The sequence below is a fragment of the Natronobacterium texcoconense genome (assembly GCF_900104065.1).
GTDB lineage: Archaea > Halobacteriota > Halobacteria > Halobacteriales > Natrialbaceae > Natronobacterium > Natronobacterium texcoconense.
Genome location: NZ_FNLC01000002.1, coordinates 1116399 through 1139251, shown reverse-complemented (window position 1 = coordinate 1139251; position 22853 = coordinate 1116399). Strand labels below are relative to the sequence as shown.

At 63.9% G+C, this 22853-nt stretch carries 26 protein-coding genes; 16 read left to right on the top strand and 10 right to left on the bottom strand.

Annotated elements, in window-relative coordinates:
* Positions 1 to 83: 83 nt before the first annotated feature.
* The 7 genes from BLR35_RS12980 to bioD all read left to right on the top strand — a co-directional run bounded on the left by BLR35_RS12980 (position 84) and on the right by bioD (position 7642).
* Positions 84 to 1565: a phytoene desaturase family protein gene (locus tag BLR35_RS12980; protein WP_090382566.1), complete on the top strand. Its 1482-nt coding sequence runs from the start codon at positions 84 to 86 to the stop codon at positions 1563 to 1565.
* 37 nt (positions 1566 to 1602) lie between these two features.
* The gene (locus BLR35_RS12975; protein ID WP_090382564.1) at positions 1603 to 2472 is read left to right on the top strand and encodes a prenyltransferase; all 870 of its coding nucleotides are present in this window, start codon (positions 1603 to 1605) and stop codon (positions 2470 to 2472) included.
* A complete protein-coding gene (gene cruF, locus BLR35_RS12970) occupies positions 2465 to 3373 on the top strand; it encodes a bisanhydrobacterioruberin hydratase (protein ID WP_244510239.1) in 909 nt (302 codons plus the stop codon). Before BLR35_RS12975 ends, cruF begins: the two co-directional genes overlap by 8 nt.
* Before the next feature lie 154 nt (positions 3374 to 3527).
* A complete protein-coding gene (gene bioB / locus BLR35_RS12965; RefSeq protein WP_090382561.1) occupies positions 3528 to 4655 on the top strand; it encodes a biotin synthase BioB in 1128 nt (375 codons plus the stop codon).
* A complete protein-coding gene (locus tag BLR35_RS12960) occupies positions 4652 to 5728 on the top strand; it encodes a (S)-8-amino-7-oxononanoate synthase BioU (RefSeq protein ID WP_090382558.1) in 1077 nt (358 codons plus the stop codon). Before bioB ends, BLR35_RS12960 begins: the two co-directional genes overlap by 4 nt.
* 16 nt (positions 5729 to 5744) lie before the next feature.
* The gene (locus BLR35_RS12955) at positions 5745 to 6953 is read left to right on the top strand and encodes an aminotransferase class I/II-fold pyridoxal phosphate-dependent enzyme (RefSeq protein WP_090382555.1); all 1209 of its coding nucleotides are present in this window, start codon (positions 5745 to 5747) and stop codon (positions 6951 to 6953) included.
* Complete coding sequence (gene bioD / locus BLR35_RS12950) at positions 6950 to 7642, top strand: dethiobiotin synthase (RefSeq protein WP_090382552.1); 693 nt, start codon at positions 6950 to 6952, stop codon at positions 7640 to 7642. The genes BLR35_RS12955 and bioD overlap by 4 nt, the downstream gene beginning before the upstream one ends.
* A gap of 38 nt (positions 7643 to 7680) precedes the next feature.
* Here bioD and BLR35_RS12945 read toward each other — a convergent pair whose 3' ends face one another.
* The gene (locus BLR35_RS12945; protein ID WP_090382550.1) at positions 7681 to 8631 is read right to left on the bottom strand and encodes a phytoene/squalene synthase family protein; all 951 of its coding nucleotides are present in this window, start codon (positions 8629 to 8631) and stop codon (positions 7681 to 7683) included.
* A 64-nt stretch (positions 8632 to 8695) separates the two neighbouring features.
* Positions 8696 to 10321, bottom strand: a complete 1626-nt coding sequence (locus tag BLR35_RS12940; protein WP_090382547.1) for a bacterio-opsin activator domain-containing protein — start codon at positions 10319 to 10321, stop codon at positions 8696 to 8698.
* A gap of 269 nt (positions 10322 to 10590) precedes the next feature.
* On the opposite strand from BLR35_RS12940, the gene BLR35_RS12935 reads away from it, so the two are divergent.
* The 5 genes from BLR35_RS12935 to BLR35_RS12920 all read left to right on the top strand — a co-directional run bounded on the left by BLR35_RS12935 (position 10591) and on the right by BLR35_RS12920 (position 13089).
* Positions 10591 to 11181, top strand: coding sequence for an HTH domain-containing protein (locus BLR35_RS12935; protein ID WP_090382544.1), 591 nt, complete (start codon positions 10591 to 10593; stop codon positions 11179 to 11181).
* A 78-nt stretch (positions 11182 to 11259) separates the two neighbouring features.
* Positions 11260 to 11421 (top strand): hypothetical protein, encoded by a 162-nt coding sequence (locus tag BLR35_RS20720; protein WP_170831026.1) that lies wholly within the window; start codon positions 11260 to 11262, stop codon positions 11419 to 11421.
* A 49-nt stretch (positions 11422 to 11470) separates the two neighbouring features.
* Complete coding sequence (gene msrB, locus BLR35_RS12930) at positions 11471 to 11884, top strand: peptide-methionine (R)-S-oxide reductase MsrB (RefSeq protein WP_090382542.1); 414 nt, start codon at positions 11471 to 11473, stop codon at positions 11882 to 11884.
* 62 nt (positions 11885 to 11946) lie between these two features.
* On the top strand, positions 11947 to 12153 hold the full coding sequence (locus BLR35_RS12925) for a DUF2196 domain-containing protein (RefSeq protein WP_090382539.1): 207 nt from the start codon (positions 11947 to 11949) through the stop codon (positions 12151 to 12153).
* A 75-nt stretch (positions 12154 to 12228) separates the two neighbouring features.
* A complete protein-coding gene (locus BLR35_RS12920; RefSeq protein ID WP_090382536.1) occupies positions 12229 to 13089 on the top strand; it encodes a YihY/virulence factor BrkB family protein in 861 nt (286 codons plus the stop codon).
* A 5-nt stretch (positions 13090 to 13094) separates the two neighbouring features.
* Here the strand turns inward: BLR35_RS12920 and BLR35_RS12915 are convergent, their stop codons facing one another.
* From BLR35_RS12915 to BLR35_RS12905, 3 genes are all read right to left on the bottom strand, one after another.
* Positions 13095 to 13967: an ABC transporter permease subunit gene (locus BLR35_RS12915; RefSeq protein WP_090382534.1), complete on the bottom strand. Its 873-nt coding sequence runs from the start codon at positions 13965 to 13967 to the stop codon at positions 13095 to 13097.
* Positions 13964 to 14884, bottom strand: a complete 921-nt coding sequence (locus BLR35_RS12910; RefSeq protein ID WP_090382531.1) for an ABC transporter ATP-binding protein — start codon at positions 14882 to 14884, stop codon at positions 13964 to 13966. Before BLR35_RS12910 ends, BLR35_RS12915 begins: the two co-directional genes overlap by 4 nt.
* A 151-nt stretch (positions 14885 to 15035) precedes the next feature.
* Positions 15036 to 15911 (bottom strand): ArsR/SmtB family transcription factor, encoded by an 876-nt coding sequence (locus BLR35_RS12905; RefSeq protein ID WP_090382529.1) that lies wholly within the window; start codon positions 15909 to 15911, stop codon positions 15036 to 15038.
* A gap of 103 nt (positions 15912 to 16014) precedes the next feature.
* Between BLR35_RS12905 and BLR35_RS12900 the strand changes: the two genes are divergently transcribed.
* Positions 16015 to 16695 carry a class I SAM-dependent methyltransferase gene (locus BLR35_RS12900; protein WP_090382527.1) on the top strand — a complete coding sequence of 227 codons (681 nt, stop codon included), beginning with the start codon at positions 16015 to 16017 and terminating at the stop codon, positions 16693 to 16695.
* 111 nt (positions 16696 to 16806) lie between these two features.
* Positions 16807 to 16947, top strand: coding sequence for a rubrerythrin-like domain-containing protein (locus BLR35_RS20330; RefSeq protein WP_139169291.1), 141 nt, complete (start codon positions 16807 to 16809; stop codon positions 16945 to 16947).
* A gap of 53 nt (positions 16948 to 17000) precedes the next feature.
* Here the strand turns inward: BLR35_RS20330 and BLR35_RS12895 are convergent, their stop codons facing one another.
* The 5 genes from BLR35_RS12895 to BLR35_RS12875 form a co-directional block, all read right to left on the bottom strand.
* Entirely contained in the window at positions 17001 to 17942 is a 942-nt protein-coding gene (locus tag BLR35_RS12895; protein ID WP_090382524.1) for a biotin--[acetyl-CoA-carboxylase] ligase, read from the bottom strand.
* A gap of 54 nt (positions 17943 to 17996) precedes the next feature.
* Positions 17997 to 18497: a small multi-drug export protein gene (locus tag BLR35_RS12890; RefSeq protein WP_090382521.1), complete on the bottom strand. Its 501-nt coding sequence runs from the start codon at positions 18495 to 18497 to the stop codon at positions 17997 to 17999.
* Between the two features lie 82 nt (positions 18498 to 18579).
* Positions 18580 to 19560 carry a tyrosine--tRNA ligase gene (locus BLR35_RS12885; protein WP_090382518.1) on the bottom strand — a complete coding sequence of 327 codons (981 nt, stop codon included), beginning with the start codon at positions 19558 to 19560 and terminating at the stop codon, positions 18580 to 18582.
* A 74-nt stretch (positions 19561 to 19634) separates the two neighbouring features.
* Positions 19635 to 20387 carry a pirin family protein gene (locus BLR35_RS12880; RefSeq protein WP_090382516.1) on the bottom strand — a complete coding sequence of 251 codons (753 nt, stop codon included), beginning with the start codon at positions 20385 to 20387 and terminating at the stop codon, positions 19635 to 19637.
* 97 nt (positions 20388 to 20484) lie between these two features.
* Entirely contained in the window at positions 20485 to 20682 is a 198-nt protein-coding gene (locus tag BLR35_RS12875; RefSeq protein WP_089789024.1) for a hypothetical protein, read from the bottom strand.
* A gap of 105 nt (positions 20683 to 20787) precedes the next feature.
* Here BLR35_RS12875 and BLR35_RS12870 point away from each other — a divergent pair, with 105 nt between their 5' ends.
* Complete coding sequence (locus BLR35_RS12870; protein WP_090382514.1) at positions 20788 to 21438, top strand: hypothetical protein; 651 nt, start codon at positions 20788 to 20790, stop codon at positions 21436 to 21438.
* Between the two features lie 113 nt (positions 21439 to 21551).
* Positions 21552 to 22838 carry a hypothetical protein gene (locus BLR35_RS12865; protein ID WP_090382513.1) on the top strand — a complete coding sequence of 429 codons (1287 nt, stop codon included), beginning with the start codon at positions 21552 to 21554 and terminating at the stop codon, positions 22836 to 22838.
* Positions 22839 to 22853 lie beyond the last annotated feature (15 nt).

Here is a 22853-nt window from a genome sequence, read left to right as displayed (position 1 = left end):
TACAGGAAACCCTGGGCTGTCTCGCATCCCGGATACCTCTGTTAGGAAGTACGTTTTTCACTGCTGCAATATTCAATCGAGCTATGCAATCGCTGGCCGGTGACTCGGTCGTCGTAGTCGGTGGCGGTATCGGGGGGCTCTCGACGGCCTGCTACCTCGCCGACGCCGGTGCCGACGTTCGAGTCATCGAGAAGAACGAACAGCTGGGGGGTCGTGCGAGTCGCCTCGAGCAGGATGGGTTCGCGTTCGACATGGGGCCGTCGTGGTACCTGATGCCTGATGTCTTCGAGCGGTTCTTCGCGGACTTCGACCGATATCCGTCGGAGTACTACGAACTCACCCATCTCGATCCGCACTACCGAATCTTCTTCAAAGACGGGGATCAGGTCGACGTCACGCCCGATCTCGAGCGAACGAAGGAGGTCTTCGAGGAGTACGAACCAGGCGCGGGCGAGACCCTCGAGCGGTACCTCGAGACGTCACGGGAGAACTACGAGGTCGGGATGAAACACTTCGTCTACGAGGACCGGGAACGGCTCCGAGATTACCTGGACCTGGACGTCGCTCGACAGGCTCGGGGCCTCTCGCTGCTGGGATCGATGCAGGGCCACGTCGAGGGCTACTTCGACCACCCGAAGCTCCAGCAAGTCATGCAGTACACGCTGGTGTTTCTGGGTGGCTCGCCGAAGAATACGCCGGCGCTGTACAATCTGATGAGCCACGTCGACTTCAACCTCGGCGTCTGGTATCCCGAAGGTGGGATGGGGAGCGTCATCGACGGCATCGCCGACCTCGGGCGAGAACTGGGCGTCGAGTACGATACCGGCCGGCCGGCGACGGCGATCAAGGGTCGCGAGGGGGCCTTCCTCGTCGAGACACCCGACGGGTCGCTCCAGCCCGATCTGGTCGTCAGCAACACGGATTATGCACACACAGAGCAGGACCTGCTCGCGCCCGAACAACGCGGCTACGACGCCGACTACTGGGAGTCGCGGACGTACGCTCCCTCCGCGTTCCTGCTGTATCTCGGCGTCGAGGGCGACGTCGAGGAACTCGCCCACCACACCCTCGTCCTCCCCACCAACTGGGACGACCACTTCGATCAGATCTTCGAGGACCCGCAGTGGCCCGACGACCCCGCCTACTACGTCTGTGTCCCCTCCGAAACGGACGACGACGTCGCACCCGAGGGCCACAGCAACCTGTTCGTGCTGGTACCGATCGCACCCGGCCTCGAGGACACACCCGAAATCCGCGACCGGTATCGCGACGAGGTGCTGGCCGATCTCGCCGAGAACACCGGCACCGACCTCCGGGATCGCATAGTCCTCGAGGAACGGTTCTGTATCGAGGATTTCGCCAGTCGATACAACAGCTACGAGGGGACGGCGCTCGGTCTCGCCCACACGCTTCGCCAGACCGCGCTCTTTCGGCCACCGCATCGCTCGAAGGAGGTCGACGGACTCTACTTCGTCGGCGGCGACACGACGCCGGGCATCGGCGTCCCGATGTGTCTCATCAGCGGCGAGGTGACAGCCGAGAAGGTACTCGAGGACCACGGATGAATCGGGGCCCGACCGCTCGAGCGCGAGCGAGCTGATCATGACGGAAACCGCGTCTACGGAAGGTGACGTCCGACTGGTCGCCCACCTCCGGTACCTGTTGGTGTTGTCGCGGCCGCGGTTCTGGCTCTACCTTGCGGGACCGGTACTGGTCGGTGTCGCCTACGCCGCCGAGACCACTGCGGAGCTGTTCGTGCCCGCAGCCGTCGTCCTGTTCGCCTACTTTCTCGTCCCGGCGAACGTCTTCCTCTACGGCGTCAACGACGTCTACGACCGCGAGATCGACGCCGAAAACCCGAAGAAAGACGATCGGGAGACACGCTATCGAGGGCAGCGGTACGTCCCCGCCGTCGCCACGGTCTGTGGTGCGTTACCCTTGCTTTTCGTGCCAATCGTTCCGACGGCGGCCTGGCCGTGGATCGTCGTCTTCCTCGTTCTGGGGGCCGCCTACAGCGCGCCGCCGCTTCGGTTCAAGACGACGCCACTGCTGGATTCTGTCTCGAACGGGCTCTACGTCGCGCCCGGCGTGGCGGCCTACGCAGCCGTCGCCGGGACGCAGCCGCCAACGCTCGCAATCCTGGGTGGCTGGCTGTGGGCGATGGGAATGCACACCTTTTCGGCTATTCCCGACATCGAACCCGACCGTGCAACTGGGATCCGAACGACCGCGACGGTACTCGGCGAACGCCGGACGTACGCCTACTGTGGCGCGTGCTGGCTCGCGAGCGCCGTCGCGTTCGGCGCGCTCGACTACCGGCTCGGGGTCGTCATGCTCGTCTATCCCGTGCTCGTCGCGATTGTCGCCTCGAGCGTCGCCGTCGATCGTGCCTACTGGTGGTTCCCGGCGATCAACACCGTCGTCGGTGCCGTACTGACGATGGGTGGGCTCTGGAGGATCGTCCATGGATAATCCGAACACCGACGCGACTGACCACGAACAGCGGAACGTGAGCGAGCGGCGTGGGGCCGTACAGCGCCGCCTCGAGGAGATCATCCGGGAGAATCGGTTCACGATCGCCGTCGTCTTCCCGGTCATCGGCGCGGTGACGCTGGTTGCAAGCGCGGAGGGGTGGCTCCCGGAGCCGCTGGCGTACAACCCGCTGTTGATCCTGTTCGGGACGATGGTTATGCGCTCGCCGCTAATCGTGGGGCTCCTGCCCCGGATCGGCTGGTGGGCGCTGGGCTGTCTCGGCGTCCTGACCGCCTACACGTACGCGATCGAGATGATCGGCGTCCGGACCGACTGGCCCTACGGCGCTTTCGAGTACACGATCCAGCTTGGGCCGATGCTCTTCGGCGAGGTCCCGATCGCGCTCCCGCTGTTTTTCATTCCACTCGTGTTGAACGCCTACCTGCTCACGTTACTGGTATTCGGCGACTGGAGCGAGCGGCTCCTCGTCAGGGTCCCGGTCGCGATCGTCGCCGTCGTTGCGATCGACGTCGTGCTCGACCCCGCGGCTGTCGCGATCGGCTTCTGGGCGTTCGACTCCGGCGGCTTCTACGGCGTTCCTCTCTCGAACTACGGCGGCTGGGTGATCTCGGGCACCGTCGCCGTCGCGCTGGTCGACCTCGCCTTCGACCGGAAGGCCCTGCTCGAACGCGTCCGCGAGTGCGAGTTCGTCCTCGACGACCTGGTGAGCTTCGTGTTGCTGTGGGGGTCGATCAACGTCCTCTACGGCAACTGGCTCGCCGCGGCCGTCGCCGGGCTGTTCTGTCTCGGGCTGTTCAGCACGGATCGGTACGACAGGGAGATGGTGCTGACGGCGCTGCCCTGGAGCAACCAGGAGGCGTCGACAGTCGAAAATAGTTGAGGCTCTTTCTCCAGTTCTCGTCGGCTGTCTTCGTCCGAGTGCCGTTCGCTCCAGCAATCTGTTCTCGATCGAGGGAGCGACAACACCCTGTAGTGATCTCTCCACTACTGTCGTCGTCGAAACAATTAATATCTCGTAAACTGGTCTAGAGATCGTGGTTTACGAAACGAAGAATCGAGTGATCGACGACGCCGTGTCGCGCGTCCTCGACGGTGACTCGCTCGACCGTACCGACGGGCTGGCGTTGATCGCACAGCCGGTCGACGAACTCGCCGCAGCAGCGGATTACGTCCGCGCGCAGTTCGGCGACGACACGGTCGATGCCTGCTCGATCGTCAACGCAAAGGCGGGCAACTGTGCCGAAGACTGCGGCTTTTGTGCGCAGTCCGTACACTTCGACACAGGTATCGACACCCACGGATTTCTCGAACCCGAAGCGATCCTCGAGGCCGCAAAACGTGCCGAACGCGATGGTGCGCAGCGATTCGGTATCGTCGTCGCGGAGAAAGGCGTCTCCAGGGAGAAACGCCCCGACGAATGGCAGGACGTCATCCGGGCTATTCGGCTGGTTCGGGACGAAACCGACGTTGCGGTCGACGCATCGCTCGGCATCCTAACCCAGGAAGAGGCCACCATCCTCGCCGACGAAGGGATCAACCACTACAACCACAACATCGAAACCTCGCCACGCTTTTTTCCGGAGATCGTCGAGACGCACTCTTTCGAGGATCGCGTGAAGACGCTCGAGGTCGCCAAAAAAGCCGGCATGGACCTCTGTGCGGGCGTCATTCTCGGCATGGGAGAGACGCCGACCGACCGCGTCGAGGCGGCGATTGCACTGCAGGACATCGGAATTTCGTCGCTTCCCGTCAACGTCCTCAACCCCGTTTCGGGAACGCCACTTGCCGACCAACTGGACGGCTCGGCCGATATCTCGACCCCGGAACTCGTCAAGACTGTCGCAGTGTATCGACTGCTCCATCCGGAAGCGAGGGTCCGCCTGACGGGCGGCCGAGAGGCAAACCTCGAACCCGACGAACAGCACTTGCCACTCGAAGCCGGTGCCGACGGCATTCTCACCGGCGACTACCTCACGACCGACGGACAATCACCCGGCACCGACCTCGAGATCATCGAGCGCGCCGGCCTGAAGCCGAACATGGACGTAAACGAGTTCGATCCCGATGCGGTGCATGAACGAGCCGACGACTCTGCTCGTGAGCGTGACCGATCCGGTATCGACGCAGCGACGGAACCGAACGAAACGACTGATCCACTATGACGGACATCACCTTCGCAGTACTCGGCACCGGTGGTATCGGACGACGAACGCTCGAGGTCAGCCAGCACACTGACGGTCTCGTGCCGGTCGCAGCCTGCGACCGGAACGGGATCGCCGTCGATCACGACGGTCTCGACGTCGACGAACTACTCGAGGCGACGGAAGGAAATATCGCGGGCGACGGGCGCGGGGAGACTGGTAGCTCGGATGCGGCGACCGATGGCGGCGTCGCAGCGAGCAGCGGCGTCAAACAGACTGGAGACGACGCGGGCATCGTCGCATCGGCACAGGGCGAGCCGACCGAGACGCCGATCGACGACGTGATCGCCGAATCCGACGCCATCGATGCCGTCCTCATCGCGCTGCCGAATCTCGAGCACGACTTCATTCCTCGCGTCGCCGACCGCTTTGTCGAGGCCGATTATTCCGGTGTGCTCGTGGACGTGCTCAAACGTTCGCGAGTCATCGGCATGCTGGACGAGCGGGAGGAGGCGTTCGAGGATGCTGGCATTACGTTCGTATGTGGTGCCGGTGCGACGCCCGGTTTCCTGACGGGTACAGCGGCGCTCGCTGCCCAATCGTTTGTGGAGGTACAGGAGGTAGACATCTGGTGGGGTGTCGGCCTCAAGTCCGGCTACGAGGACAACCGTGGGACGGTCCGCGAGGACATCGCTCATCTCGACGGCTACGATATCGAAACTGCTCGATCCCTGAGTGAAACGGAAATCGAGGAGATAATCGACGAACACGACGGCGTACTGGAGTTTCAGGATATGGAGCACGCTGACGACGTCCTGCTCGAACGCGCAGGCGTCTGTGACGCCGACGACGTCACCGTCGGCGGAGTGCTCGACGTCCGTTCGGACGAGAAACCGACTACGACGACCGTCAGCGTGACAGGGACGACGTTCGATGGCGAGACGGCGACCAATACGTTCCAACTCGACGACGACACGAGCATGGCGGCCAACGTGAACGGTCCTGCACTGGGCTACATGAAAGCGGGCGTAATGCGTCACCGCGTCGGCGACGACGGCGTTTACGGTCCCACCGAGCTGCTGCCACGGTTCTGATCGTTCGACGAGTGCAATGAGTGAACACGGATTCGATCTCCGGCAGCGACTCGAAACGCGCGAGACGAACGATCTGCGCCGCACCCTCGAGCCAGCCGAGGCGGTCGACCCACGGACGCGGTTTGCACCCGATCCTCGCGGTGGGAGCGTCGATTTCGACGACGAGAAACTCGTCTTCGCCTCGAACAACTACCTCGGGCTGGCGAGGGATTCACGCGTCCAACGTGCCGCAGAACGAGCCACGCGAAGCGTCGGTACCGGTGCTGGAGCCAGCAGACTCGTAACCGGAGACACCCACCTGCATCGCGCGCTAGAACGCGACATTGCGGAGTGCAAGCGCACGGAACGGGCGCTCGTCTTTCCGTCCGGCTACGCCGCCAACGTCGGGACGATCGCTTCCCTCGAGCCCGATCGCATCTTTTCGGACGCACTCAATCACGCCAGTATCATCGACGGCTGTCGGCTTACGGACGCGGAGACGGTCGTCTACGATCACTGTGATCCCGACGACCTCGCCGCGAAGTGTGAATCGGCTGCCGCCGAGGCTGATCCTGACGAACAATGGCTCGTCGTCACCGATACGGTGTTCAGCATGGACGGAGACGTCGCGCCGCTCGAGTCGCTCTGTGCGATCGCAGAAACGTATGGAGCGTGGCTCATGGTCGACGAGGCTCACGCTACCGGCCTGTTCGACGACGGTGGTGGTGTCGTCCAGCGGGAGGGATTGAGCGACCGCGTCGACGTCCAAATGGGCACGCTCTCGAAGGCGCTTGCCAGCCAGGGTGGGTACGTCGCCGGAAGCGACGCTCTCGTGGAGTATCTCCTCAACGACGCACGTTCGTTCGTCTACTCCACCGGACTCGCCCCGCCAGCCGTCGGTGCGGCCCGCGAAGCGTTACGGATCGCTCGCGAAGACGACCGACGAAACGACCTCTGGGAGACGGTCGAAATCCTCCGTGACGGTCTCGAGGCGATGGGATACGAGGTACTCGGGAGTTCACAGATCCTTCCGGTCTTGATTGGAGAACGCGACTTGGCGATCGAACTCGCCGAACGCGTCCGCGAGCATGGCATCGTTGCGCCACCGATCCGGCCGCCGACCGTTCCCGAAGGAACCAGCAGAATTCGCATCGCGCCGATGGCAACCCACGACCGAGACGATGTCGACGCCTGCCTCGAGGCGTTCGAGGATGCCGGCCGATCAGTCGGGGTGTTGTCACGGTGAGCAGTCGGTTCGATCCTGGGGCCGGTGTCTTCGTCGCTGGTACCGGAACCGGCGTCGGCAAGACCGTCGTCACCGCCGGATTGACGGGCTGGCTTCGAAGCGAGGGTATCGATGCACACGCTATCAAGCCGGCACAGACGGGTGCACCGGACGACGACGACGCGCGCACGGTCGCAAACGTCTGTGGTGATCCGACTGCATCGACGTGTCTCCGGCGGCTGGAGCCACCGCTTGCACCTCGAGTTGCGGCGTCAGTAGCGGGTGAATCGCTCTCCTACGACGAAATCACGGCTGCGTGTCGCTCGGTCGCCGCGAACGAGGAAGTTGCGATCGTCGAGGGAATCGGCGGCGTTCGGGTACCTCTCGCCGATGACCGTGACGTACTGGATCTCGCCACCGACCTCGGTTTTCCCGTCATCGTCGTCGCCCGTTCGGGGCTCGGAACGCTGAACCACACCGCCCTGACGGTGGCTGCACTCGAGGATCGCGGTCTGTTGGTCGACGGGATCGTTCTCAACGAGTACGACGGAGCGACGCTGGCCGAGCGGACGAACCCTTCGGAACTGGAGCGGATGACGGGGACGCAGGTCGCGACGGTACCGCCGCTTGACGTTGACGACGGCAACGCGGTCGTCGACGGGATCAGGGAGAACGTTCCGTCGTCGATGCTGTCGGTTGGTTTCGAGTAGCTGTCGCGGTCGGCCGGCAAAAGCGGCGTGACGGCTGCCTATCGCGTCGGCACTCCTTCACCGGACTCGAGGCCGGGCCACTCGCGTTCGGCTGCCGGCACCGCCGAGACTCGCTGGAACACCGCTTCGGGGTCGCGGTTCCAGTGCCAGTGCCAGCGAGTCTTCGCGAGACACCACAGTTTTCGGGAGGTCGACAGCGACGGCTCCGCAGAGAGAACGTCGTACTCCTGGTCGCGGATGAGCGCGTGGTGTTCGGCGTACAGCACCGCCGCCAGGAGCACGGGCAGCTGGCAGTCCTCGGGGAGATACCGGATGCCCGCGACGCCTTCCCGGTAGAGTTCCTCGGCGCGCTCGAGTTCGGCCTTCATCGCCCGTGCGAACGCCTCCGAATACTCGAGGTTCTCGATTTCCTCGCTGTCGACGCCGTACTCACGAAGCGTCTCCTGTGGGAGGTAGATCCGGTCGCGCTCGAGGACGTCCTCCCGGACGTCGCGCAGGAAGTTCGTCAGCTGGAAGGCCTCGCCGAGTTTGACCGCGTGGGGAAGCGCCGTCTCCTCCATCTCGGGTTCCATGATCGCGGTCATCATGACGCCGACCGACGCGGCCGACCCGCGCATGTACGACTCGAGGTCGGCGTAGGTATCGTACCGACTCCGGGTGATGTCGGTCGCCATCGCGTCGACGAACTCGTTTACCTCCTCGTCGGTGATGTCGTACCGCGATTTCAGCTCCTGGAACGCCTCGAGGACGGGGTCCTCGGGTTCGGTTTCGCCGAGTGCCTGGGCGCGGAGCGACTCGAGTTCGGCCCGCTGGTCCGCCGGCGAGACGCCGTCTGCGTCGTCGACGACCTCGTCGGCGATCCGGAAGAACGCATAGAGGACGTGCGTGGCGTGACGGACTCGCTCCGGAAGGAACCTGGTCGCGAGGTAGAACGTCTTTCCGGTACGCTTCTGGATCGCCTTCCCTTCGTCTACGTGTTCCCGTTTCATTGCTAGCCCGGAGACGCCGCGTAGCGCCGTGGTGTCTGTCGTACAACAGATGCGTATATAACAGCTACCCCTCACTAGTAGGGTCGGCGGCAAACAGTTCCGCGAGCAGTTTCCCCTGGGCGGTCCGGAGGTGCTGGTGGAACGTCGACCGCGAGACGCCCATCGATTCGGCCAGTTCCTCGCCCGAAACGGTGCGTGGCCACTCGAAATAGCCTGCGTAGAAGGCCTTCTGGAGCGTCATCTGCTGTCGATCGGTTAGCTCCGAGTCGAGTTCCGCCAGGACGTCTCGCGGGGTCCGCGTCGGCTGGTCGGACTCGTGGTAGCTGAGCAGTTCGACCCGGTCGTACCGTTGCTCGAGGAGGTCGTAGATCGAACGGGTCGACTGGGAGTTTGGCAACTGAAGTGCCACATCCACGGTGCGACCGTTCGGCTCCGCATCGAATCGCTGGACGACGCCACCGTGGTCCGCGATAGCGACGACGACGTCGTCCGAAACCGAGAGTTCGAGCAGCGTCCCATCGTCGTACTCCGAAAGCACCGTCGCCGACTCGATACCGTCGAGACTGACTGCAGCATCGGCGACACTATCGGTTCGATCGACGTAGAAAAACACGAGTGCCGTTCCATCCCGATCGTACGTTAGGCCGCGGTAGGTCACGGCAGCCTCGAGGTCGTTCGCGAGTGCCTTCACGAACAGCGAGGGATCTTCGATCTCGACCTGAAGTTCGACGACTGTTTCGGTCGTCAGCATCTGCCGGGTTTCGATCGCGTTCATCGCCGTCGATACCGTTCCCGCGAGCGACTCGAGGACGAGCAGTTCCCGGTCGTCGAAGGCGTCGGCTTCATCGGCGAACAGTACGAGGACGCCGTAGGTAACGTCGCCGTACTCGATTGGAATCGCGGCGACCGACTGGAGCCACTCGTCCGCGCCGGTCGGCCACCACCGGTCGGCGTCCTCGAAGTCAGCAACGTTCTGAATAACACGGGATTCGCCCGCCTCGAGCGCGCTGACGGCGGGGTGACTCTCGTCCGAGGCGAGGACGAGTTCGTCGTTTTCCAGCGGCACGTCGTCCCGTCCGGCCCACTCGCGGGGCGAGATTCGGCGGGTCGTGACGTCGACCCGGCCGATCCAGGCGAGGACATAGGGGTCGGTCGCTGCGAGTCGTCGACAGACCTGCCGTTCGATCTCGTCGCGACTCGCCGCGCCGACGGCGGCGTCGGTCACGTCACGGACGAGTCCGTCGACTCGTTCGAGCACGTGCTCGAGGTTCCGCTGTTCCTCACGAAGGCGCTCTACTGCTTCGTCGGCCTCTATCTCGGCCAACTTTCGCTCGGTGATCTCGAGGTGGACGACGGACACCCGGACGTCCCCGTCGACGGCGAACCGACTCGCTCGCATCAGGAACCACTGTTTCTCGGAGGGGGTGTGACAGGGGTACTCCATCGCGAACGTGTCGCGGTCACCCTCGAGGACGGCCTCGAGCCCTTCGACCGCTCGTCGAGCGTAGTCGTCGTCGGCCATCCGTGCAGTCGCGACGTAGTTGACGCCGACGTGGTCGACGTCGAGGTCCGGAGCGAACTCCTTCCACGATTGGTTCGTCAGCAAGATTTCGCCGTCGCCGTCGAGGATGGCGACCGTAATCGGCAGTGTATCGAGGGCCGCCTCAGCGAGTGCGTCCCGAGTGACCATTACCGGCGCATAGGAATTGAAACGTAATAACGGACGGGATCGACCGACGACGATGGTGTCCGTCGGCTGTCATCGCGACTCCCTGTCGATGAGTGTTGTCCGATCGAAGCGACCAGATTCGATCGACAAAACCGGCAACAGCGACCGGATTCGGGCGCAGTAGAGGGTCGAAAAACGCAAGCAAGCGTCGGGGGAATCTGTTCAGGGAATCTGATATACCGGACAACACTTTTGTAGAGTGTCGTTGACAGCCATGACGGAGATCAGCCGTGAATCGCACCCAATTCAGTCCAACGAGCGTCGAGCTGTGGATCCGTTCGTTTTCCCCGGTTTCGACCGGCCCGACCCAGGAGCGCGCACTCGAGCACGTCGCCGTACTCGAAGAGCACACGGCGATAGACGCCGCAGTCCACGTCTGGGGAACGGAGATCGAGCGAAACGCGACCCGTCCCCTCCGGATTCCACAGCTCGAGCGCATCGAACGACGACTCGAGTCGTTCGAGGACTGGGCGCGAGACGTCGAACGGCAGCTCGAACCGTTTTTCCGCCGCCGTCGCGTCGAATCGACGATCACGGACGAGACACACGAAGTCTGGCGACCACCGACGGTCGCGCTTGCGGAGTTCGACGGCGAGAAGTTGTGCCACGTCGCTCCCTGTCGCGACGGAGAGCGAACGATCGACGTGTTCGACCGACTCGAGGCGCTTGCAGCCGATACGAACACGGTACTGCGATTCGACGGCGACCGTCGAACGGAAACTGATCCGGATGCGGGATCGAACGCAGCGATCTCCGACCAGCCGTCTCGTCGGACCAGGTCACTCGACGGCCAACTGGAGTCGTCGCCTGGTCCCGAGTGACGGCGTCCTCACACGTTCTGACTCTCGTTTCGCCGGGTGCGGGCAACATATATGACACACGGTAGCATAGGTGATTGCATGAGCAACGAACCAGTCACGACGGATCGCTCGCAGTGTCGAAACTGTGGTTTCGAAGCTCCCGGCGGCGACGACGAGTGGCTGCGACTCGAGGTGCCGAAACTGGGCCGGATGACGCAATGTCCGCAATGTGAGAGTACGGACATCATCACAGGACGATAACCCGACCGCCGCCGGACAGACTCTTGACGATCCCCACCATAGTGGGGGTATGGACCACGAGCCAGCCGAGACCGATCAGGATCTCCCCGAAACCGACGAGGAGTGGCGGGAGCAACTCGACGACGAGGAGTACCGAATTCTCCGTGAGGCAGGCACCGAACCGCCCTTTAGCGGCGAGTACGTCGACCACAAGGACGACGGCAGCTACGCCTGTGCCGGCTGTGGTGCCGAACTGTTCGACTCCGAGACCAAGTTCGACTCCGGCTGTGGCTGGCCCAGTTTCTACGACGTCGACGACGACCGCATCGAGACGCGACTCGACACCAGCCACGGGATGCGCCGGACCGAGATCCTGTGTGCCGAGTGTGACGGTCACCTCGGCCACGTCTTCGAGGACGGCCCCGAACCGACCGGGAAACGCTACTGTATCAACAGCGCCGCCCTCGAGTTCGACGAGGAGTGACGCACACTCGCGACGCGCCTGCAGGCAGCAATCTTTTCGACGCCACTGGCCCACCACCGTCTATGTCGAACGAACGACCGACCGCGGAAGAACTTCGCCAGGGGATCACCGTCGAGATCGTTCAGGGCGATCAGGACGTCCAGTCCGAGGACCGCGAACCGATCGTCGGCGAGGTCGCGACGATCTACGAGGACGACCCTCACGGTCCGGAGGTCGAACTGAAAAACGGCACCGTCGGCCACGTGAAATCGGTCGTCCACGACGAATAACGGGGTTCGTTTTCGCCGAAATCGACGCTGCCGGCCGAAGCTACTTCCCTCGCATCGTCGACGACGCTACACGCGATGTCCTCGACGAACTCGACGCTGGGGACGCTCCTCCGGGACGTCACGGCCGTCGCCCGCGAACGCCAGATCAGCGTCAAATCCGCCGGCCTCGCCTACCACGCGTTCAACACGCTCGTCCCGCTGGTCATCCTTGCACTCGTCGGGATCACGCTCGTCGACGCCCTCGAGCCACTGGTCGAGACGCTCGAGGGGGCGACCGGACTCGAGGGTGCGGTGACCGACGGTGGAATGGACGAGATGGCAGGCGGTACCGTCGATCGGCTGCGGGCGGCGCTGCTGGCGTTCGTCATCTTGCTGTGGAGCGCCACGAGACTGTTCCAGGCCGTAAACAGTGCCTTTACCGACGTCTACGACTCTCGGGAGGAACAGTCGTACGCGACGAACGCGGTGACGGTGGCGCTCGTGACGGGACTCGAGACAGTCCTCCTGACGGCGACGGTTGCCGTCGGAGTCGCGCTCGTGAGCGTCCTCGGGGTGAGCATCTCCGTTCTCGCCGACGGTCTCGCGGCGGCGGTCGTCAGCAGCGTCGTGCTCGTGGGCCTCCTGGTCGCGGTCTTTCTCCCGATGTATTACCTGTTCCCGCAGGCCGACGTTTCGATCCGGGAGGTGCTACCTGGGACTGCTTTCGCCGCGCTCGCCTGGACCGTCCTTGCCGTCGGCTTCCGGATCTACGTCGTCACCTCCGAAAGCGTCGCGCTGTTCGGAATCGCCGGTGCCGTCCTGTTGATTTTGACCTGGGTCTACCTGGGCGGGCTCTGTCTCCTGCTGGGTGCCGTCCTCAACGCCGTGCTAGCGGATCGGGTCGACCCCGAAGAGGAGTGGGTGCCGATGCACGAGGTGTGGTCGGAGTACGCCTGACGGACTTACAGATCCGCGATGCGGAACTGGTAGTAGCCGACGACGGTCGGAACGAGTAGCCACAGCACCAGAACGACCAGTCCGATCTCGGGGCTCGCGTAGAGGGTACCGGACTCCGTCGTCGCCTCGACGCCGACGCCGGCATCCATTCCGGGATCGGCCCCTACCTGACCGGCCAGGTCGGGCAACAGTGCGACGAGCGACGAGAAGTACGCCGAGGACGGCGAAATCTGCGTCACGGTGAACACCCAGTCCGGGATCTCCGCCGGGAACGAAAAGCCACTGACCACGTAGAGGAGGCCAACGGGGACGACGTCCCAGAGGAGTTCGAAGAGGACGAAGAAACCGAGCGCGAGCGTCGTCGCACGCGTGGTCGATCCCGTCGTCGCCGACAGTGAGACCACGATCGCGGCGTAGACAGCGGTGAACGCGAGCGTCAGGAGAACGAACGTCACGACGGCGGCAGTCTCGAGCGCGCCGAGGAGCGCCGCTCCGAAGCCGAGACCGACGACGACTCCGACGCCGAGTCCGGCAGCGAGGACGCCCGCTCGACCGACGACCTTCCCGACGAAGACGTCGCGTCGGGTCGTCGGCTGTGCGAGCAGCAGTTTGATGCTCCCGAGTTCGCGTTCGCCCGCGAGGCTCTTGTAGCAGACGACGACTGCCGTCAGCGGGACGAATAGCGCGAGTAGTCCGGAGGTGAAAAAGAGGAGTCCGGCGAACGTCGCGCCGCCCGGTTCGCCGAACAGCTCGGGCACTTCGACGTAGGCGTACGTCGAGAGCAGCGAGACGAGCACGAAGACGGTAACGATCGCCCACAGCGCACGCGACTGTACGGCGTCCCGGAAGTCCTTCTTCGCGATCGTTCCCCAGGTCATGCTTCCACCTCCCGGGGCTCGTTCGTGTAGCGGACGAACAGGTCCTCGAGCGAGGACTCGACGACGGAGAAGTCCTGGACCGGAACGACGTCGGAATCGATCGCGTGCAGAACCGCGAACTTGGAGACGCCGTCGACCGTCACCCGGAGTCGATCCTCGTCGAGCGACGCCGTGCCGACGCCCTCGAGTGCGGCCACCTCGTCGACGATGCCGTCCTCGAGCGTTTGCGTGTAGACGTACAGCGTCTCGCCCGTCTCGGATGCGTCGCGAAGCCCGTCGATCGTGTCGACGGCGACGAGTCGGCCGTCGTCGATGATCGCGACGCGGTCACAGACCGCCTCGACCTGCTCCATGACGTGACTCGAGAAGAAGACGGTCGTTCCGCGGGCGTTCTCCTCGCGGATGATCTCGCGCATCTCACGGGCACCGTTCGGGTCCAGTCCCGTGGAGGGTTCGTCGAGGATCAGCAGGTCGGGATCCCCCACGAGCGCCATCGCGAGGACGAGTCGCTGGGTCATCCCCTTCGAGTAGCCACCCGCCTTGCGGTCCGCGGCGTCGGCGATGCGAACCCGCTCGAGCAGGGCGTCGGGGTCGTCGTCGACGTCTTTCATCTCGATGGCGAACTCGAGGTGCTGGCGGCCCGTGAGTCGGTCGTAGACGTGGTAGCCGTCGGGGAGGACGCCAGTGCGTCGGCGGACGGCCTCGCCCTCTCGCTGTGCGTCGTGGCCGAGTACGGTGACGGTACCGTCGGTCGGTCGGATGAAGTCAAGCAGGACGTCGATCGTCGTCGACTTGCCCGCTCCGTTCGGGCCGAGAAAGCCGAAGATTTCGCCGTCCTCGACGGTCAGGTCGAGGTCGTCGACGGCGACGACGTCGCCGAACCGTTTCGTGAGGCCGTCGATCTCAATCGCGGCCATCGTCGCCCCTCCAGTCGATCGTGACGTCCTGTGGATTCGTTACGAAGAGCATGAACTCCCATAGACGGCGACCGACGATAAGTATTGTTTCTTTCCTAACATATTGACAGCGGCGTTACTCAAATTCGTTTGAGCGAAATCGAGCGAGGTCTCAGACCGGTACGACCGAGCCGGTTCCGTCGACCTCGAGCCGAAGCCTCTCGTCGTCGATTGTGAACGTGACGAGTACCTCGAACGGCTCGACGGAGACGGGATCAGTCGTCACGCGGCCGGAGACGACATACTCGAAGAACTCCCAGAGCGGAAGGTCGAATAGGTCGACACCGTGTCGCCACAGGAAGCCGACGGCCGCGGGGTGGAAGGCCGCGAGTACCTCGACTGGGAACGAGATCACGCGGTTACACTCTCGACAGGTGCTAACGGAGAGATAGGGCGGACGGTCGTCTTGCTCTATGGCCTCGACAGTCGTATCTACCGGCCCGTAACACTCGGGACAGACGTCGCCGCGGAGCATGACGTACGACCCCCAGATCCGGGTGCCGAAACTCGAGACGATCGCTGACGGCGTCCGGTCTCTCGCCTGACTTCGCGGGAAGAAGTCGGTCAGGAGCCGCGAGTCACACGTCTCACAGCGGACGACGAACTGTTCGTCGTCCAGCGTCGCGAGAAGCCCCGATTCCTCACAGAACACGCACGCGCCGGAGATTCGCTCGTCTTCGAACTCGGAGATCTCCTCGTAGAGCCCCGAGAGCACTGCTCGAACGATCTTGTCGCCGCTGTACGTGAGTCGATACCCGTCGTCGGTCTCCGCGACGAACTGGCCGACGAGTCGCTCGAGGTGATAGGAGAACTGCGAGGAACTCCCGACCTCGACCGCGTCGTACAGTTCGGTAAACGACATCGAATTTCCCCGTACTTGCAGCTCGTGTTCCCGCTCGGCCAGCGCGAGCAGTATCTCGAGGCGTTGCCGGTTGCCGAGCGACGCGATGGCGTCGACCGCCTCCTCGTCGATCCCTCTGAAAGTCATCCCGTAACCGACCGTTGGTACGCTACGGTAAAGTCGCGTTCGAGACTGTCGGTCGAACCACCCGCGACCGAAGATTGAACAGGTCACGCCAGAGACACGTATTATGGTAGAGAAAGACGGCGTGCGCCGAGGGTACGACGAACTGGCGCCCGCCTACGCCGACCGCCGGGAAGAGGACGACCGCGGAACGGAACTTCTCGAGAGCGTTCTCGCTTCCTTGCCGGAGTCCCCGCGAGTGCTCGACGCCGGCTGTGGCGGCGGACAACCGGTCCTGGAACGATTGGACGCGGGACGAGCCACGCCGATCGGCCTCGACTTCTCGCGCGAACAGCTTCGGCTGGCAACCGACGCGGTTCCAGAAGCTGCGCTGGCCCAGGGAGACATGACGTCGCTCCCGTTCGCCGATGACTCGTTCGACGGCGTCGTCGCCTACTGGTCGCTGATCCACGTGCCGCTCGAGGATCACCGGACGGTGATCGACGAGTTCGCGCGCGTGGTACGCCCAGGCGGGCGCGTACTGCTGTGTGAGGGGACGGACGAGTGGTGTGGCGAGAACCCCGACTGGCTCGAGACGGGCGTCAGGATGGAGTGGAACATCGCCGGCGCGGAACGAACCCGATCGCAGTTGCAGGCGGCCGGCTTCGACGTCGTCGAAAGCTGGGGCGTCCCGGCGGAGTCACTGCGCGAGAACGAGGATGTGTCCCACGAGGACGACGCTGACGACGACGAAGAATCGAACGACGAAGAACCCTGGGCGTTCTTCGAGGCGCGACTCGAGCCGTAATCCGGTGTCGACTGCATCGCAACTTTCGACGGCAGAAATGACTGGATAGTGATAAGCACACTAATCTTACTATCCATATTATTCCTAAATGCTAACTGAGGCATCCCGGTCATGAAAGACGTCCAGCTCGATCCCGGCGAGAAATCGACGTACGAGTGTTTCAACTGCGGGACGATCGTGACTGCGGCCGCTCCGGGTCGGTGTCCGGACTGCGGGACGGACATGCGGAACCGCGGAACGCCGATCGAGTAACGAGATTCTGGATTTCGACGGATCGAACCGAACAGTAGCAACAGAAATCGCGCTCAGACGGGCCGAAGGTGCTCGCAATCACCCGCAGTTACCGACGTCCGCTCCCCGTCGTCCGTCTCGACGACGAGCGCCCCACTCTCCGTCACGTCGACCGCCTCGCCGACGACCTCACCGTCCGGTCGATCGACTCGGACGCGCTGGCCGAGCGTCACCGACAGTTCACGCCAGGCCGGGACGATCGCCTCGAGGTCGTTCCGGTACCGGTCGAACTCCTCCAAGAGCCGCTGGACGAACCGCCGTCGGTCGACGTCGCCCGCCTCGGCACGGATGCTGGTCGCGCCGTCCGGGAGGTCATCGGCGTCGATATTCGCGTTGACGCCGATCCCGGGGACGAGCCACGAAATCCGGTCCGTCTCTCCCTCCATCTCGGTGAGGATACCGGCGAGCTTTCGGTACTCGCTCGGCTCGTCGCCGGGAACGATCACGTCGTTCGGCCACTTGATTCCGGCGTCGACGCCCGCTTCGCGGACCGCTCGAGCGATCGCGACCGCCGCGGCCAGCGTGTACAGCGGTGCCCGCGCGGGCGTGATCGACGGCCGGATGACGACGCTGGCCCAGACGCCACCCGGCGGTGCCGCCCACGCCCGCTCGAGGCGGCCGCGACCACCGGTCTGTTCGTCGGCGAGGACGACGACGTCCTCGGCACCCTCTGTCGCGAGTTCCCGTGCACGGTCGTTCGTACTTCCGACAGAATCGTGGTAGTCGACCTCGAACGGTGCCTCGAGCCCGAACTCGACGGCAGGGCCGCTGTAGGCCGAAATTTCCTCGAGCCGGTAGCCAGTCGGCTCGCTCTCGATGTCGAAGCCGGCGTCGCGGAGTTCCTCGACGTGTTTCCAGATGGCTGCCCGCGAGACTGAAAGCGAATCGGCGAGTTCCGGCCCCGAGGCCGGGCCGTCGGAGAGTTCCTCGAGGATCGCGCGTCGCGTCTCGTTCATACGTACTCGAGGGGAGCACTCGCACTTCAAGCTGATTACAGTGATCTCGAGGGCTTACGGAACGCCGAGCAGCGACAGTCCACCGACCGTACCGGCGACGAGCGCGACCGTCCAGGCCGCGAGTCCGACGGTGAGCCACGCGATCGTGACGCGGTTGTTCGACCCGACGGCCGTCGCCAGGAGCGCCGTAAGGTGGATGCCCGCGAGTATCGGGCCGGCGAAGGCGAGTCCGGGGAGCCCGTATCGTTTCCAGATCCGGCGTGCTCGGCTGTACCGGTCGCTCGAGTTCGTCGGATCGGCGCCCGTCCGTCGTCGCCACCACGCGGTGATATGCTGGTGAGCGACGACGATCGCCGCGACCGCCGTGACGCTGCCGGCGAACGCGGCGATACCCGTGAGAATCGGATCGAGACCGAGCCCGATCGCCACCGGGATCACGATAAAGGGTTCGATCGCCGGAATCATCGCGAGCAGAAAGACCAGCAGGTATCGTCCGAACCCGGTCGCGTTCTCGAGCGTCGTTCCGACGTCGACGAGTGCTAGTACGAGCGTCATGGAGGGACTGTCCGCCGTCCGGCGGACCTATTGACTAATCGAAACGAACGAGTGTGTAAAACGGTTTTCGGTCCGTTCGCGATCAGTCCCGGATCTCTCGCAGTTTCTCGCGGCCCGGTTCGATCAGTTCGTCGAGGTAGGTCGCGAGCGTACTCTTTGCGTCCGCAGGGTGGAGTTCGCCAGACTCGAGGTCTTCGGCTAGCGTCTCGTACTCCTCGTAGGTGAGGTCGCCGCCGTACTTCTCGGGGCGTTCGACGACGATCTCCTCGAACCGCGGGAAGACGTGGTACTCGAACAGTTCGAGAACGGGATTCTCGAGGTCGTCCTCGGGATCCCGCGTCGGCGGGCAGAACGCCGAGTTGACCTTCTCCTCGAGTTCTTCCGTCGAATCCTCCATCGAGATGGTGACGCCCTCGCTCGAGGACATCTTCCCCTCGCCGCTGGTGAGGTCGGCGACGATAGGCGTGTGGAGCGCGGGGCGAACGTCGTAGCCCAGTTCAGGCAGTTCCTCGCGGGCGAGCATGTGGACCTTGCGCTGGTCGAGGCCGCCGACCGCCAGATCCAGGTCGAGGTACTCGATGTCCAGCGTCTGCATCAGCGGGTAGACGACGTGACTCACCTTCGCGGTCTCGTTGCCGGCGATTTCGGCCATCGCGCGCTGGGCGCGATTGAGCGTCGTCGACACCTGCAGTTCCTGCAGATCGAGGGTGTACTCCTCGTCGAGTTGGAACTCGGAGCCGTAGACGAACTCGGTGTTGTCCTCCTCTAAGCCGTACGCGATGAACTGGGCTTTCATCTGTTCGGCCGTCTCGCGGATCTCCTCGAAGGTGCCTTTTCCGTTGAGGTAGGCGTGGACGTCGGCGAGCAGGACGACGACCTCCATGCCGGCCTCTTGGAGGTCGATGAGTTTGTTCGCCGTCAGCAGGTGTCCGAGGTGGAGCACGCCGGAGGGCTCGTAGCCGACGTAGACCCGCTTTCCGTCGGGATCGTCGGCCAGTTCGCGCACCTCCTCCTCGGTGACGACCTCCTCGGCGTTTCGCGTAATCAGGTCGTAGGTATCCATCGCTGTTCGTGTGGAATCAACGAACGGATTTATGCGTTTGTGAATGCCGTTCGGGATGCGACAGACTCTCTCTGTTATCGACCGATCGTCCCCTGTCGCGTCACCGGTGCGTCCGGATCGACGAGGAAGGCGACGAGCGTCGTCTCCTCGAGCGCGGTAGCCGTCACCTCGCCGCCGTCGACGATCAGTCCCTGTTCTCGTTCGTCGAATCGGGTGCCGTCGGCCTCGATCGCTCCCTCGAAGACGTAGAAGTAGACGTCTCGTCCGTCGGCGCGAGGGAAGTCGACGCTCGAGTCGGCGTCGAGACGGACGTCGAAGAAGTCGACCTCGTTCCGGACGGCAAACGGGGCGTCGCCGCCTTCGGGACCGAAGAGGTGTCGCCACTCGTTGGTCGTGGATTCGGGAATCGGGCCGTGCTGGATGGTCGGCTCGAGGTCGAGGCTGTGCGGGCGGACGAATATCTGGAGCATCCGAAGCGGTGGGTCGTCCGCATCTGTTCGCTCTTCGTGCCAGAAGCCGCTCCCGGAGTTCATCACGAGCAGGTGTTCGGGGTCGGTCACCAGTTTGTTGTCCTCTCGGTCGTCGTGGCGCATCACGCCGTCCGGTACCCAGGAGACGATCTCGTCGTTCTGGTGGGGGTGCATCGAGATCAGCGTATCCGGGTCCATGAACGACTCGACGACCGTCGCGAGCGGTCCGTAGCCGTGATCGTCGTGATCGGGGTGGAGCCGTCCGGGGAAGTTGAAGTAGGTTCGAAAGGAGCCCTGATCCTGGAAGACGTTCGTCGGCGGAGCCTCGTAGAGCGTCGTCTCGGTGCCAACGGTCATGATGGCTTCTAGGGCCGTCCCACGTTTAGGCTCGCGGTATCACCCTCGACAGCGGGTGACACCGATGGCCCCGGCAGCTCTACGGTGGGCGACGTGCTCAAAACGGTTTCAGTACGGACTCGACGCGGTCTCTGGCCGTCCCCGCGAGGTAGCCCGTCGCCGCACCGACGCCGGCACCGACCGCACCGCCAGCGGGACCGGCGACGCCGCCGACTTTCCCGCCCAGTTTCGCTCCTTCGGCCGCTCCCTTGGAGGCATGTTCCGATCGCAGACACGGTGGCTCGAGCGATGGCATACCTCCGAATTCGAGGTGGCGCGAAATAATCGTTGGGACGACAGACTGGAGTGGCACCTGCTTGCCCAACGCTCAATCGGTTACGTCCCGTGGACGTACCCAGTTATGGGGTACACAGAGGACTTCGTCAACGCCGTCCGGCGGAGCTTCATCCCGCAGCTACACTACCTGATCGAGGGGAGTTTCGGGGGCTACGCCGTCAGCCACACGACGGAAGACGAGTATGCACTGACGGCTCACTGCTCCGAGGACCGACTCGAGGAGATCCTCGCCGATCTCGGCTTCTCGCGGAACCCGATCGCCTCGCTGAAGGTCCGGATGGATGGTAACACCTCCGAGGGGTCGTGGGTGTGGCGCGAGTCGCCGCTTTCCGACGACCAGCTACACATCGTGATTCACGAACTCGACGACGCCGAGAAGGTCGACGTCTACGCTCACTGGGAGTGTTCGTGGATCCGACATCCCTACAAACACTACGTCGCACGGGGGTACGACGCCGAGAAGGGCGTCGAACTGGCACGCCGAGTACTGGTCAACTACGACGACGAGAAACTGAACGGCTCACGCGGGATCAGCTACGAAATCGACGCGACCGCGAGTCGCAAGTTGAGCGAGTATCTCTCGCTGTCCTACTATCGGGTAGAAGAACTGCTCGAGAACGTCAAATCCCGGCTTCCGTCTGTCGGCATCGACGAGTCTCTGACAGTCGACCGAAACGGTGAACGAGACACGGTCTCGCCGCGGATCACGGACTAACCGACGCCCTCCCACTGTTTGCTGCATCGAGTGACAGTTCACGATAGTCCAGACCGTTACGACGCCTGAACCGACCGCTACTTATTTACGTCATATTTAACGATTAGTATAGCATGGAATTGCTGAATAGATCGACGTACGACCACGGCGTCCTTACCGTCCTCGAGGCTATCGCCGTCCCTCTCTCGATACTGGCGACAGTCGCCATACTGCTCTTTGGCGCGGCCGCTCACAGTATGGTGCAGTCGGTGGGCGTACTCGCGGGGGCAAGCGAGATCGGCCTCGAAGCCGGGCGGATCGCCGTGGCGGTCGCTACTGGGCTCGTGGTCGTCTCCGGGGGCGCGCTCGCGGTGGTCGGCTACCGTCGCGTTCTCGAGTCGCGATTCGAGGACGTTCGTCCGCTGTCGCTGGCCGTCGTCCCGGTGGTCGCTATCGTCGCTCCGGTCGGCTACGTGGTGGCGACGACCGAGGCGCTGGCGCTTCCGCTGTGGGCGTTCGTCCTCGTCGTGGTCGCAGCACACGCACTCGCGTTCCGAACGATCGCCGTCGGATCGCTGCGAGGGAACCGGATCCGGACGAACATGCTGGCCGGCGCGATTACGGGGCTACCTGCCTTCGCGGTCGTCGTCGCCCTCGCGAGCGACTACCCTGTCGTGGGAGCGGGACCGCTCAGTCAGCTCCTGCTCGCCGTCGTTCCCGAGACCGGCATGCCGTTCGACCGCGCGTTCCTCGTCGCCGCTCCGCTGCTGGTTACGACCGCTTACGGGCTCGCGTTCCTGCAGGCAGGCCGCGAGACGTCGGACTCGCCGGCGCTTGGCGAACGACTCGCCAGTATCGTCCCGTCGATCCGGAGCGACGAGGAGGATACTCGAGCGTCCGAGTCGGAGACGAGCCAGACCGAGCCGTCGACGGACGACTCCGAGAAAGCGGTAGCGAAGTCGAAACGCGCTCCGAGCGGAGCGGCGACAGTCAACAGACGGCCGCGACGGAAAGGGCCGGTCGTCCCCTCGAGCCCCTCCGGTAGCGGATCGCGCTCGCCCCGAGCGACCGACTCCGACGTCAGTGACTCGATCGATACCGAACGCGAGGACGACTCGAGCGAGCATACCAGCGACTCGGCGGCCGACGGGAGCGAGTCCGACCAAGACAACCAGGAGGAGACGGCTGATTCCGACGAGAGCGAGGGCCAGCCAGCGGTCGTCTCGACTTCACACGGCCAGGGAGAGACGGACGACGTCGAATCTACCGAAGAGTTCGCATCCGATACGCGCATCTTCGCCGGCGACTTCGGCGGGTACGACGCGGACGCCGATCCTGCAGAGGTGTGTCCCGACTGTGGGGAGGACATCCCGTCAGACGGCGCCTACACCTTCTGCCCGCTCTGTGGCTGTGAACTCTAAACGCCACCGGACACC

Bases quoted from the DNA above. Each gene is read 5' to 3' on its own strand.
- BLR35_RS12980 (WP_090382566.1), top strand. From the start codon at position 84: ATGCAATCGCTGGCCGGTGACTCGGTCGTCGTAGTCGGTGGCGGTATC.
- BLR35_RS12975 (WP_090382564.1), top strand. From the start codon at position 1,603: ATGACGGAAACCGCGTCTACGGAAGGTGACGTCCGACTGGTCGCCCAC.
- cruF (WP_244510239.1), top strand. From the start codon at position 2,465: ATGGATAATCCGAACACCGACGCGACTGACCACGAACAGCGGAACGTG.
- BLR35_RS12960 (WP_090382558.1), top strand. From the start codon at position 4,652: ATGACGGACATCACCTTCGCAGTACTCGGCACCGGTGGTATCGGACGA.
- BLR35_RS12955 (WP_090382555.1), top strand. From the start codon at position 5,745: ATGAGTGAACACGGATTCGATCTCCGGCAGCGACTCGAAACGCGCGAG.
- BLR35_RS12945 (WP_090382550.1), bottom strand. From the start codon at position 8,631: ATGAAACGGGAACACGTAGACGAAGGGAAGGCGATCCAGAAGCGTACC.
- BLR35_RS12940 (WP_090382547.1), bottom strand. From the start codon at position 10,321: ATGGTCACTCGGGACGCACTCGCTGAGGCGGCCCTCGATACACTGCCG.
- BLR35_RS20720 (WP_170831026.1), top strand. From the start codon at position 11,260: ATGAGCAACGAACCAGTCACGACGGATCGCTCGCAGTGTCGAAACTGT.
- msrB (WP_090382542.1), top strand. From the start codon at position 11,471: ATGGACCACGAGCCAGCCGAGACCGATCAGGATCTCCCCGAAACCGAC.
- BLR35_RS12925 (WP_090382539.1), top strand. From the start codon at position 11,947: ATGTCGAACGAACGACCGACCGCGGAAGAACTTCGCCAGGGGATCACC.
- BLR35_RS12920 (WP_090382536.1), top strand. From the start codon at position 12,229: ATGTCCTCGACGAACTCGACGCTGGGGACGCTCCTCCGGGACGTCACG.
- BLR35_RS12915 (WP_090382534.1), bottom strand. From the start codon at position 13,967: ATGACCTGGGGAACGATCGCGAAGAAGGACTTCCGGGACGCCGTACAG.
- BLR35_RS12910 (WP_090382531.1), bottom strand. From the start codon at position 14,884: ATGGCCGCGATTGAGATCGACGGCCTCACGAAACGGTTCGGCGACGTC.
- BLR35_RS12905 (WP_090382529.1), bottom strand. From the start codon at position 15,911: ATGACTTTCAGAGGGATCGACGAGGAGGCGGTCGACGCCATCGCGTCG.
- BLR35_RS12900 (WP_090382527.1), top strand. From the start codon at position 16,015: ATGGTAGAGAAAGACGGCGTGCGCCGAGGGTACGACGAACTGGCGCCC.
- BLR35_RS20330 (WP_139169291.1), top strand. From the start codon at position 16,807: ATGAAAGACGTCCAGCTCGATCCCGGCGAGAAATCGACGTACGAGTGT.
- BLR35_RS12895 (WP_090382524.1), bottom strand. From the start codon at position 17,942: ATGAACGAGACGCGACGCGCGATCCTCGAGGAACTCTCCGACGGCCCG.
- BLR35_RS12890 (WP_090382521.1), bottom strand. From the start codon at position 18,497: ATGACGCTCGTACTAGCACTCGTCGACGTCGGAACGACGCTCGAGAAC.
- BLR35_RS12885 (WP_090382518.1), bottom strand. From the start codon at position 19,560: ATGGATACCTACGACCTGATTACGCGAAACGCCGAGGAGGTCGTCACC.
- BLR35_RS12880 (WP_090382516.1), bottom strand. From the start codon at position 20,387: ATGACCGTTGGCACCGAGACGACGCTCTACGAGGCTCCGCCGACGAAC.
- BLR35_RS12875 (WP_089789024.1), bottom strand. From the start codon at position 20,682: ATGCCATCGCTCGAGCCACCGTGTCTGCGATCGGAACATGCCTCCAAG.
- BLR35_RS12870 (WP_090382514.1), top strand. From the start codon at position 20,788: ATGGGGTACACAGAGGACTTCGTCAACGCCGTCCGGCGGAGCTTCATC.
- BLR35_RS12865 (WP_090382513.1), top strand. From the start codon at position 21,552: ATGGAATTGCTGAATAGATCGACGTACGACCACGGCGTCCTTACCGTC.